Origin of the sequence: Desulfogranum marinum, assembly GCF_963675105.2 — a bacterium.
In the GTDB taxonomy this organism is placed as follows: Bacteria; Desulfobacterota; Desulfobulbia; order Desulfobulbales; family Desulfobulbaceae; genus Desulfogranum; species Desulfogranum marinum.
On the sequence record NZ_CAXXRO010000005.1, the window covers coordinates 86,872 to 97,843 of the forward strand.

12 protein-coding genes are annotated in these 10,972 nt (G+C 45.6%); 1 reads left to right on the plus strand and 11 read right to left on the minus strand.

The features are described 5' to 3' along the window. Nucleotides 1-181: 181 nt before the first annotated feature. From ACHZCY_RS20920 to ACHZCY_RS20940, 5 genes are all read right to left on the minus strand, one after another. A complete protein-coding gene (locus tag ACHZCY_RS20920) occupies nucleotides 182-1,078 on the minus strand; it encodes a 1,4-dihydroxy-2-naphthoate polyprenyltransferase (protein WP_319550278.1) in 897 nt (298 codons plus the stop codon). Between the two features lie 160 nt (nucleotides 1,079-1,238). After that, nucleotides 1,239-1,991, minus strand: a complete 753-nt coding sequence (locus ACHZCY_RS20925) for an ABC transporter permease (protein WP_205222548.1) — start codon at nucleotides 1,989-1,991, stop codon at nucleotides 1,239-1,241. Between the two features lie 5 nt (nucleotides 1,992-1,996). Then, on the minus strand, nucleotides 1,997-2,809 hold the full coding sequence (locus ACHZCY_RS20930; RefSeq protein WP_205222549.1) for an ABC transporter ATP-binding protein: 813 nt from the start codon (nucleotides 2,807-2,809) through the stop codon (nucleotides 1,997-1,999). Nucleotides 2,810-2,822: 13 nt separating this feature from the next. Continuing rightward, nucleotides 2,823-3,779 (minus strand): ABC transporter substrate-binding protein, encoded by a 957-nt coding sequence (locus ACHZCY_RS20935; protein WP_205222550.1) that lies wholly within the window; start codon nucleotides 3,777-3,779, stop codon nucleotides 2,823-2,825. Between the two features lie 173 nt (nucleotides 3,780-3,952). After that, nucleotides 3,953-4,555, minus strand: coding sequence for a MarC family protein (locus ACHZCY_RS20940; protein WP_394713460.1), 603 nt, complete (start codon nucleotides 4,553-4,555; stop codon nucleotides 3,953-3,955). Between the two features lie 207 nt (nucleotides 4,556-4,762). Here ACHZCY_RS20940 and ACHZCY_RS20945 point away from each other — a divergent pair, with 207 nt between their 5' ends. Further along, nucleotides 4,763-5,086, plus strand: coding sequence for a hypothetical protein (locus ACHZCY_RS20945; protein WP_319550279.1), 324 nt, complete (start codon nucleotides 4,763-4,765; stop codon nucleotides 5,084-5,086). Between the two features lie 565 nt (nucleotides 5,087-5,651). Here ACHZCY_RS20945 and ACHZCY_RS20950 read toward each other — a convergent pair. The 6 genes from ACHZCY_RS20950 to ACHZCY_RS20975 all read right to left on the minus strand — a co-directional run bounded on the left by ACHZCY_RS20950 (nucleotide 5,652) and on the right by ACHZCY_RS20975 (nucleotide 10,931). Continuing rightward, nucleotides 5,652-6,398: a substrate-binding periplasmic protein gene (locus tag ACHZCY_RS20950; protein ID WP_319550280.1), complete on the minus strand. Its 747-nt coding sequence runs from the start codon at nucleotides 6,396-6,398 to the stop codon at nucleotides 5,652-5,654. A 1,141-nt stretch (nucleotides 6,399-7,539) separates the two neighbouring features. Next, nucleotides 7,540-8,400: an IS3 family transposase gene (locus ACHZCY_RS20955; RefSeq protein ID WP_319548584.1), complete on the minus strand. Its 861-nt coding sequence runs from the start codon at nucleotides 8,398-8,400 to the stop codon at nucleotides 7,540-7,542. After that, complete coding sequence (locus ACHZCY_RS20960; RefSeq protein WP_319548583.1) at nucleotides 8,358-8,672, minus strand: transposase; 315 nt, start codon at nucleotides 8,670-8,672, stop codon at nucleotides 8,358-8,360. The genes ACHZCY_RS20955 and ACHZCY_RS20960 overlap by 43 nt, the downstream gene beginning before the upstream one ends. Before the next feature lie 321 nt (nucleotides 8,673-8,993). After that, on the minus strand, nucleotides 8,994-9,464 hold the full coding sequence (locus ACHZCY_RS20965) for an MORN repeat-containing protein (protein WP_319550281.1): 471 nt from the start codon (nucleotides 9,462-9,464) through the stop codon (nucleotides 8,994-8,996). Nucleotides 9,465-9,508: 44 nt separating this feature from the next. Next, nucleotides 9,509-10,345: a tetratricopeptide repeat protein gene (locus ACHZCY_RS20970; RefSeq protein WP_319550282.1), complete on the minus strand. Its 837-nt coding sequence runs from the start codon at nucleotides 10,343-10,345 to the stop codon at nucleotides 9,509-9,511. Nucleotides 10,346-10,454: 109 nt separating this feature from the next. Beyond that, entirely contained in the window at nucleotides 10,455-10,931 is a 477-nt protein-coding gene (locus ACHZCY_RS20975; protein ID WP_319550283.1) for a YbjQ family protein, read from the minus strand. Nucleotides 10,932-10,972 lie beyond the last annotated feature (41 nt).

Below are 10,972 nucleotides of genomic sequence, written 5' to 3' on the forward strand. Positions count from 1 at the left end.
GTATATGGCTGTGCTTGTTTTTCCGACAATGCCTTGATTTGAAGAAAAAATTGCTCAATCCGACAGGCTACTAGGGCGTTTCTTTCAGGCATCTCTCAGGCAGATACACTTGTGAAAGGTCCTTTTTTGTTTGTAATTGACCATGCTCTATTTAAAAGGAATATCCATTTTTATTGTGGCATCAGCTGAAGTCAACTATCAGGCCGGCAGCAAACAACAAACTATATAAAAATGATAATCTGGCGGTATCGGCCAGCAACGCATTCAGTTGACCCCCCTGCTCAACTTTTATTTTTTTAGCCAACAGCCAGGCCAGAGGAACGGTAAGCAGCGGCAGGAGAATAAAGCTCTTGGCAACGCCGGTCGACACCATGAGCGGTGGAACCAGATAGCTCAGCAACAGCAACAGTTTAAATTCAATAATTGTCCGGCTACGCCCAAGAATCACAGCCAGGGTATTTTTGCCCGCTTTGCGATCGGTATCAATATCTCGTAAGTTATTGACCACCATGATCGCGGTGATCAGCAGTCCGGGGGGAACCGCTGCAACTAACGCCAGCAGACTCAGCTCGCCGCTTTGGATAAAAGATGTTCCGCACACCGCCACCAGACCAAAAAAGATAAAAACAAACAGCTCACCCAGCCCATGAGAAGCCAGAGGATAAGGGCCGCCACTATAGGCCAGCGCCGCCAGTACTGAAACTATACCAATGATCACTATCGTTACTCCGCCTACCGTAGCCAGGTAAAGAAAAAGAAAAAAAGCAAGCAGCAGGCTAAAAATCATCCCCCCCTTCACCGCAGCTGGTGAAATCAGGCCGCTTTGGGTAACCCGTACCGGCCCCAGTCGCTCCTCGGAGTCGATACTATTTTTAAAGTCAAAATAATCATTGGCCAAATTCACTCCGATCTGCAGCAGGGTAGCTCCAAGAAGACAACAAAAAGCCGGAACAAAGGCGAATTTTCCATGGCTAAAGGCCACGGCAGACCCTACCGCCACCGGCCCGACCGCTGCTGGCAGGGTTTTGGGACGAATGGCCAGTAGCCAAATCTTGAATTTTGAGAGAGTCTCTTGCATAATGGTTTCTGTGTAATGGTATGATTGCCCCCTGATTTTCATGTACCTAATGGAAATCAGGGGGCGCGTACAATTGTTATCATTGCGGTGTACTCAAATACGCTGCAACAGAAAAAAATTGCAGCAACGACGCAGATGAAAAGTTTTTAACAATCCGGCATCATTCAACAAAGCGATGTCTACTTACTTTCAGCTCTATAGCATAAATAGCAAAATAGAGCAGCACTCCCAAAAGCCCCATCCCCATGATACCAGTATACATTTCCGGATAAAGCAGCACCTGATATGTCTCAATCACTATGTAATAGCCAAGTCCATAGCTCGTCAACGACTGTTCGGCTATAAAAAGTACTGCCACCGCTGTGCCTACCGAGATCCTCAGGGCGGTCAATACCGCAGGCAGCGACGCCGGCAGATAGACATAGCGGAAAAGAGCCCGACGCCCGGCACCAAGGGATTTAACAGAAAGGAGCAACTCCTTCTTCAACCCCGAGGCCTCATCACGCACCACAACCAGTATCTGAAAAAAGATAATGATGGCAATCAGGGTGATTTTGGAAAAATCGCTGATGCCCATCAGCACATAGATAACCGGCAGAAAGATGATCTTGGGGATAGGGTAGATTATAGCGATCAATGGGCTCAGTATCCGGTCCAGTTGCGGCATCTGTCCGAGCGCCAGCCCAAGAGGTGCCGCAAATAAGGTGGCCAGACAAACCGCAGCCAGAACCCGCCCTGCAGACGCCAGAAAATGGAGGCCTAAGTCGCCGGTGATGTGGGCAAAAAAAAGCGGTACTACAACCACCGGAGAAGGAAGGATCGGACGATTGACCAAAAGGGCTGCCAGTTGCCAGAGGCAGAAAAACATCACAATGCCTATAAGGGTATCGAGCAAGGTCGCTTTTTTCTTCATTGTTGTCAGCGACTCCCTGAGTTGATTCCGGCATCCCGGGTGGTGTAACGTGCCAGAAGATCGCGCAATGCACTGCAACGTTTCAGGAACTCGGGATCGGTTCGTTTGTCGATTTCGCCCGACAGATGGTTGTCGATGATCTGTGGAAGCCGGTTGCAGCTGTTACCCAGCACCAGTATTTTTTCACCCAGCATCACAGCCTCTTCAATATCATGGGTAACGGTGAGCGATGTTAAACCAGACTCCTGGTGAAAACGGTTCATCACCTTTTGCAGTTCTTCTCTGATCGGGGCATCAAGTGCTGAAAAAGGCTCATCCATCAGCAACAGGTCGGGTCCGAGAACCAGGGTTCTGGCGATAGCCGCCCGTTGTCTCTGCCCCCTTGACAGCTGCGCGGGGTACATCGCCTTCAAGTGGGCGATCCCCAACCAGTGCAACCAGTATTCAACGCGGTCTGCATCCTTTGCCGCATCATGCACCGCATTGGCAGGGCTGTGTTTGCCATCCGGACCATAAAATTTTCGTATCTTCAGGCCCAGCCGGGTATTTTCCAAAATTGTCGCCCAAGGCAGCAGACCGTGATCCTGAAGCACCAGCCCAGTGGATGGTCTGGCTCGGATAATTTTTTCTTTACCAATACGGATTTCCCCTTCAGAGGGTTGTTGCAATCCTGCTATAAGATAGAGCAGCGTGGTCTTCCCACAGCCAGACGGGCCGATAACGCTCCAGGATTCACCTCGCTTAATGTTGAAAGAGAAATCTTCAAAGAGAAGCTTCGTACCTCCATAACCAAAAGTGAGGTTGTGGATCTTTATCACTTCGAGCTCCCTTTCATGGTGCGAGAAACTCCGAGGTAACCGAACCTTCATAGGCCAAAGGTGTGCTCAGGAGCTTTTTCTCAAGCATCCAGGCCATGACATCGTCCCACTGCGCTTTTGTCGGCACCTCTTTTCTCGGCAGAGGAGGTGCCTGATAATCGTTGGCGATGTTTTTCGGCATCCGAATTTTTTTCAACATCAACGACTGAAAAGCAGCGGGATCACTATTGAGATCTGCACACGCTCTATCCCAGGCTACCATAAATTTCTTAACGGTTTCGGCTTTTTTTACAAGCACATCATTGGTAAAGGTGACAACGCTGGCACTGACACTGCTCAAGGCCGTATCATTGACGATTTCAATGGCTCCCCCCTGGATGGCACTAGCTCCAAGAGGGTCTGGTAGCGTCACCGCCTGTAATTGTCCGGAAAGAAGCAGCTGCAGACGTTCCGGTAATACCGGAACTGATTTGTATTGAATAGCCTCAGGCCCCACGCCACCAGCTTCAAGCAGTCGAGTGCTTATATATTCTATGATGGTGTTTTTAGAAATACCAATGGAAACATCGGCCAAATCAGCAACCGTCTTCAGATGACTGCCGGGCGCCGCAAGGAGCCTGAACAGCGGCGAATCCCCTATTGGTGAACGGGCAATAGAGACAATTTTCACCCGGTTCTGCTCTCTGTTGAAATTGGCTGCGCCGGAGATTTCATTGATCATGCCATCCACTCTTTCAGCCTGCAGCAGCTGGTCACGTTCCACAGCACTCCCAACGGGCAGAGCTTCGACGAGGATTCCCTGTTCAGCAAAATGTCCCCTTTCCTGGGCAACATATACCGGCAACACGTCTGGGATCGGCAGAAGCGCGAGCCGAAGAGTGTTCTCTTCTTCAGCACCAAAAATCGTTGTCGATAGCCCCAGGCATAGAAACAGAACACTTATAAGACAGACAGCTTTAGTACTTTTCATTATAGGTATGCTCATTGATAGCGTTTCTGTACAGATACCAACTAAGAAGAATGCGTGTATAGGTGGTATCTGGATTTCATGACGGTTTGAGCCTACCACATTTTTTGAAATATGCCTAAATCAGATGCATCATGGGTAAGACTCGAAAGGAGGTGCTGCCTGGCCTCTCATTTTCAGCTCAAGAAATTTTTCAACCCTGTGAAAAAAATCTGTGCGGCTATGGCCGAAACGAAGAGGCCTGTAAGCTTGGTTAGTATGAGCAATCCCTGTTGGCCGAGAAGGCGTTCAAAGCGGCCTGCAACAAGGAGCAGGGCACCAACCGAAAAGATAGCGCAGAGCAGCGCAAAACAAGCGGTAAGTTTCTCGGAGAACGTTTCCAGACCAGCACCCATGACCAAAAGAGCACCGATTGTGCCCGGGCCAACTGTAATAGGAATCGCCAGGGGAACAACCGCCACATCTTCCTGGGATTCTTGCGGAGAAACAGTTGTTTTTCCCTGGACCATGGAAACAGCTGAGAGAAACAGTATCGCCCCAGCACCGATGCGGAAGGCATCAAGAGTGATGCCAAACAACGCGAAAATATAAGTGCCAAAAAGAAAAAGAGCAAAACAGGTCAGAGCGACCGCCATGGTCACCTTTTTGGCTATCCTGTGCCGCTCGACCTGCGATTCGTTTCTGGTGAGCGACAGAAAAGCCGACATGACGAAAAAGGGGGTAAAGATCATAAAAATCTTAAGAAAAACATTGATGAACAAGGTGAGTATCTCTGTCATGTCAATCATTTTCAAGTTCGAATGCGGATAAATGTCTTTGGGAAATATATTTGCGCTCAGGTTGCGAATTGAAGATCATACTTGATAGGAGATATTTGGGCTTTTGAAAATCAGAAATGCACAGGAAAAAGATTAACTTGAGAAATTACCGTAACGGTTTAGATTGCCAATGGCCCGGTAAGAGTAAAAATACAAAAATAGATCGAAATGGAATATCACGATAAACTTGTCGGAATAACAAAGGAATACATACTGTTTCACCATTACTACTTTCCTTTTGGATCTAAGCGGATCAATTTGGATCAAATAAAGAAAATTGAAGTGTTCGCTCCAACGCTTGGGTCTGGAAAGTACCGTATTCATGGTACTGGTGATTTTCACACCTGGTTCCCTTGTGATGTCAAGAGACCCAGCAGGGATAGGATATTTGTCATTACTCAGAAAAAAGGATGGGTTCGCATCGGTTTCACCGTTGAGCAATCAAACTTAGCCCTGCTTATTTTTGAAAAGCTAGGTTTAATTATAGACTAATTCCTTTTTGACAGGCGTAGGGTAAAAAGGACAAGCATATAGTCTATTGAAGTTAAGGAACGATCATTTCTATGCATCGTTGGCTTGTCATTTCCCAGGAGGCAAAATCCGCCAATCTGAATATCTACAGGAATTATGTTGCGAGATTCTTTTTGTTGTCTCTTTTCTTCTTTGTTTGCTTTTCTTCCTCCTTTTTCTTTGCATTTCCTTCTTTTACTTCCTCGCAAGAGGCTGACGGGAAGGTAAAGGATAGCCAAATAAGTTATGTTGCATCGAAAAGAAGAATCATTCCCAGGGTTAGCGTAACAAATTGAAATAACAAGCAAAAGCAGACATTTGGCATTCTGCTTAAAAAGTAAAATAATTTCAGACAGATAGGTCAACTCGCAACACAACAGGAACAGTCTAAAACCGATGTTCTTCCCCAAGAGCTCTTATTGCCAATGGAAACCTCTACCTGGTATTGTCGGCTACTATCATGCTATCTTGCATGTTACTCGACAAAGTTTGCATTAGTATTCAAACCGAACAATGTATCACTTTCAGGTCAAATCCACACCGCATCCTAATGAATATCATTTTGTGAAAAGAAGCGTTGTGTAAGGTTTTCAAGAAAACCATTATTACGCATATTATAAAGGCCGTTATTGAATGCTTGCAGAATCATAACGGCATCAGGATGTTTTTTTGAAACGCATAGATACAGCTTTTTCCTATCTAACGGTGGGTCGATAACGTCAATGAATTGCAAACTTTCTGGTAAGTAATTTTTTACCAAATAATATCCAACATATTTGTCAGCGACTACGAGGTCTACGCGACCCGCCATAAGCATCTTGAAATTCTGTAAATCACTGGTTGTTTTTTCTTTCTTAAGATATGTAGCCTTATCAAACTCCTCAGTATTCACATACCCCGTGACTACCGCAATCGTGTAAGGCTCCAAATCCCGAAGATTTGAGTATTCGATAACATCCTTTTTTCTTTTGAAAAGTACAAGAGGAGCAGCGGGAAATGATTCAGAAAAATAAAACTCTTCTGACCTTTGTTCTGAATAATATTCGGGAAAATATCCTGCGAAAGTGCCGTTGCTTGCGACACGAAGAGCTCTGGCCCATGGAAAGAAGGACAGCTTAACCTCATAATTTGAATTGGCAAATGCCATTTTTACAAGTTGAGCAACATATCCTTGGTCTGAGTGATTGTAAACGTACGGCGCCCACTCTAAGGTAGCGAGTTTCAACTCTGCACAAACTAATTGAATGGGGACCCCAAAAAAAAATATTAGTAGGAAAACAAATTTTCGGGTCATGTTTAGCCTACCAATAGATGTCGGTTATTATGGTCATGAAAATGAAATAACAGCTTTATTTTGGAACTCTATAATCCTACACCAATAGTTTCTATAAAAGCAGGGTGGCACATGCGCGCACATTTGTCTAATGATTACTTGGATAGATCGTGCGATTAGATAAATCGGAAATGCTCAGTATTAAGGATAGATACTTTTGGGTAGAAATGCTGAAAAATATTACTTTTCTATCGGTCATGAGGATCGGTTAATATTATCAGACAGAATCTCGAAAAAGATCCGTATTAATAGGCCTTTCTACTGCCGATTTCGGCACTAAAATTCGGTTCAATTTACCTTTGTGAGGAGTTATTTCTGAAATGGAATAAGCTCAAGTAGAGGTACTAGTTGGAGGTTCGGAGCTTCGATGTGGCAATGTTAACTTCAATGACATACTTCAGCAATCACCTTATCTTTGGTAATCTTCAGATTGAAGTTACTCAATTTTGGGTCAGTTTTTTTGAAAATGGAAAGTCTCTGCTCACTATAAAATATTAAACTGGCTGATAGTTCAAAAAAGACCACTTGGTGATATATGGGTTGTTTGGGGTCTCGCTACATATATAAGAGATCTCTTGCATTGGAGTGCATGCAGAAATTTGAGATGTCAACGTGCAATCATAACATTCGATTAGAAATCGTAAACCTGCTTAGTATTGATTGAAAATCGTGCAACGTCCTGAAAGGTAAGCTTCGAACAAGAAAACATATCAAGTTGGTCCATGTGACCAGATTCGCTATCTTCGAATAAAAATAGTGTTATAACTGTCTGTCATTCCGGCTATTTTTTCCCTCTCATCTTCTCATCGAGTATTGTTGCGGCTAGCCACAAAGGGCCTAATGTATCGATAAGTAGCATAAAAATGCCAGCCCATACCCAGGTTGTCGTCCTCCAGCATAGGAGTGCTATGATTATAGCGACCGAACCGAGCATAGGAATTCCGGATCCCATTCTCAATTCTTTGTCTGGGCCTTTTAAAAGGAAAAACAGATAAGGTCCGACAGAAGTGGTCTCGTTCTTTAGACCAACACCATGGAGTTCTAAGTTATTTTCGTAGTTCCATGTGTCCTCCCTCTTCCCCGCGGGGAAGAGGGAGTTTTTTTAGGCCGCTTTTTTTACTTCTCCCCGATATATCTCATCCGGGGTTTTGTCGTCGAGTGATTCATGGGGACGAATGGTGTTGTACCGGAGAACATAAGCTGCAATCCCCTGCGTCAATTGTTTAGGGTTCTCATATGATTTCAGGTATATATCTTCATATTTAATACTTCTCCAAAAACGCTCAATCATCACATTGTCAACCCATCTTCCCTTGCCGTCCATACTGATCGTAACGCCTGCATCCTGCAAACAGTCTATCCACTTTTCAGAGGTAAACTGGCAGCCTTGATCTGTGTTCATGATCTCCGGTGCTCCAAAATCATTTAAAGCACGTTTTAGGCACAGGATGCAAAAAGCGGTGTCCAAGGTTGTAGAAATCTCCCAGTCTATAATTCTCCTCGAATACCAATCCATTATAGCGAAAAGGTACACATAGCCTCTACGCATTGGAATATAGCTGATATCAGCACACCACACCTGATTGGGGCGAGAAATTGTAAGCCCTCGCAAACGATATGGGAAAATTCCTTCCGGTCCACCAGGAATAGTTGTTCGTTTTCTGGGGTATATAGCCTCAACCCCCATTACCCGCATCAACCGACGGACTTTTCGACGACCAATTTGTTTGCCCGTTAATCGGCGTAAATATTTGAACATCCTACGACTGCCAGCTGCCGGGTCTTCGAGGTGTAATTTGTCGATATTTTCCATCAACGCAAGATTCTCTGGAGATTCACCAGATAACTGGTAATAAACAACCGAACGTGGAATGCCCAGCAACTCACATTGACGCCGAATGCTCAGTTGACAATTCCGCTCTACGAGTTTGGCTTTTTCACGGGAATTCCCAACTGTTCGCACTTTTTTTCGAGGAAATCGACCTCCATCGTCAACTGGCCAACTTTGCGTTCGAGCTGCTGTCGCTCCTTGTCAGTCCCACCTTGTCCTTGCTTTCTTTTGCCTTCAAACAGCTCCGGCATTCGCTCAAGCAGTTCATTTTTCCATTTGCCGACCATGATCGGATGGATCTCAAACTGCTTGGCTATTTCACTCTGGGTTTTCAAGCCCTGGATAGCCTCAAATGCCACTCGGGCCTTGAATTCTGCACTGTGTTTCCGTCTTTGCTTTTTCATAATTCCTCATTCTAACATGGTTGAGGAACTACAGAAATGTTAACTTAGCTACTGGTCTGGATTGGCGGCACCACTTCTGACATAGGAAAGGTACATGTTTAAACAGCAGATAATTGAACCAAAGCTGAATAATACAATCGACAGGGTTTTCACGTTAACGCAGCCTCTTTGATGTCAGCCGGTTTCCACCAAGACAAAAAGAAACAGAACAACGAATAAAGTCGATAAAGCAAATTGAGTCAGATGAGATTTTGAGCAGTGCATGGAAGTGCCTTTTCCCAAGTTGGTTGTTTTAAGATACATGATTATTGGCATTTACATTTATTCAGCTCTTTTCCATTTCCTCCCCGAAGATAAACTCGATGCCTGAGCCGGCAGGGCAGATGACTGTCGGGAGCCACTACCCTGCTGATTCAATGCCCTCTCAGACACCAGCTGCCCCATATTGAGTACTTGGGCTGCCCGCTGGCCGTTTGCAAACGTGTAGATACCTTCACCATGCGCTTTGTTATTCTTCCAGCCACCGGTAAACTGAGAACCTCCCGGCCAGACATAGGTTCCTTGCCCGTGTTTTTGATTGTTGACCCAATCGCCGGTATAGGTCTCACCGCTACCGTAGGTGAATGTTCCCCGGCCATGCCGTTTCTGATTCTGCCAATCCCCGGAGTATTGCGCTCCGCTGTCCCAGACATAGGTGCCGTGACCATTCACGCAGTTGCCGGAAACGCAACTGGCGGCGTATGCCATGGTTGAGAGAGCCAGAAACAGCGCTGATAAAATGAGATATCTCATGAAATTGAACCTCACATTGTCTGTTGGAGATTACTATAAAATTATCATTCAGCTTTTTTCCACCGACGTTTGAAAGACGAGCCGCCGGATGCCGGCGTGCTGGTTTCAGCCGCGGAGTAGCTCTGAGCCGGAGCTTGACCTAACGATGTCCCTCCCATACCGAATTGTTCGGCACGTCGTTTCGCATCTGCTGCATGACCACTTGACAACTGCGCACAGAAAACATCGGCATTTGCCAATCCCTGCCGATTTCCCTGTAGAGAAGCGACCGTTGCCCAATAGCATGCCTTTTCAAAATTTTTGGGGACTCCCCGGCCGTTTGCATAGAGGTACGCGATGTTCGACTGGCCATCGCTGTATCCCTGCTCCGCCGATTTTTCGAAATATTTTGCCATTTGGCTGATATTCGGGGCGACCGAATCGCACCCCTGCTGGTACATCAACCCGAGTCCGAAAGAAGATTGGCCGATTTGGTCTGCCGACCGGCGGAAGTACTGTTCGGCCCGGCGACAGTCTCGAGGGACTCCATCGCCTGAGGCGAGCATTCCAGCCAAGTTACTCATGGACGAATAGTCACCCAGTTCTGCAGCCTTAGCATACCAATACGCTGCTTTTTGCAAACTTTTTGTTCCGCCGTAACCATTCTGATAGCATACGCCAATTTTGTTTTGTGCGTCTCTATGACCTTGATTTGCGGCTTTTTCAAGCCATGCGCACCCTTGCACATCATTCCCCTGTTCATGGAATTGCCGGGCACGCTCATATTGCTCTTGAGCAGTCAGCGCAAAGGCATGTACTGCTACGAACACAATTGATACTGCTATACAGACGGATGTGAGTTGTTTCACAATAATTATTGAGGTTGCTCTTGATATTTTCATCACCCTTTTCCGTAAGTTTTTGGTCTTGTTGACAGCTATATGCTGTGTGCTTGTTCTTGCAGGATTTCAACTCACTATCGTTATTTGATCTTGAGTTGACCTAAAATCATTAATCAACGGGTTTTTTCCACCTTCGCACTGGCTTGCTAGAAGTATTAGAGGGGGAGGAAACGGCCTGCGGGGCGACCGGCAACTCATTATAAATCCTTCCCTGATGAACATAAATAGCTTTGCCTATGGCAGTCTTCACTGCCCATGTGACGCCATTAAACGTAGGATATCTTGTGTCTATTCTTTCTAGGATTACTCCATTAGCACCGACTTCAGCGGCCTGTTTTTTCATTATATTAATCGCATTTTCCTGAGAGCCAGCAGCTGTCCATCCTGTGTCATCTGATGCTTCAATTAGTGCTATAACTTCATAATTTGGTGGTGCTGTTGAATACACGACCACATCTTTGGAATTTATTTGCGTACGTGCTGTACCAACTACTGTCGTATTTACCGGTTGACATCCGACGAGTAAGGAGCATAAAGTAATTCCTAGCAATATAAATGGTAGTGCTTTCAGATAGTTCTGTTTCAAGATCATCCCCCCCCCAAAAAAAAAGAATAGGTACAGTCAAA

Coding starts and splice junctions, on each gene's coding strand:
- ACHZCY_RS20920 (WP_319550278.1), bottom strand. CDS start 1,078: ATGCAAGAGACTCTCTCAAAATTCAAGATTTGGCTACTGGCCATTCGT.
- ACHZCY_RS20925 (WP_205222548.1), bottom strand. CDS start 1,991: ATGAAGAAAAAAGCGACCTTGCTCGATACCCTTATAGGCATTGTGATG.
- ACHZCY_RS20935 (WP_205222550.1), bottom strand. CDS start 3,779: ATGAAAAGTACTAAAGCTGTCTGTCTTATAAGTGTTCTGTTTCTATGC.
- ACHZCY_RS20940 (WP_394713460.1), bottom strand. CDS start 4,555: ATGACAGAGATACTCACCTTGTTCATCAATGTTTTTCTTAAGATTTTT.
- ACHZCY_RS20945 (WP_319550279.1), top strand. CDS start 4,763: ATGGAATATCACGATAAACTTGTCGGAATAACAAAGGAATACATACTG.
- ACHZCY_RS20950 (WP_319550280.1), bottom strand. CDS start 6,398: ATGACCCGAAAATTTGTTTTCCTACTAATATTTTTTTTTGGGGTCCCC.
- ACHZCY_RS20960 (WP_319548583.1), bottom strand. CDS start 8,672: ATGAAAAAGCAAAGACGGAAACACAGTGCAGAATTCAAGGCCCGAGTG.
- ACHZCY_RS20965 (WP_319550281.1), bottom strand. CDS start 9,464: ATGAGATATCTCATTTTATCAGCGCTGTTTCTGGCTCTCTCAACCATG.
- ACHZCY_RS20970 (WP_319550282.1), bottom strand. CDS start 10,345: ATGAAAATATCAAGAGCAACCTCAATAATTATTGTGAAACAACTCACA.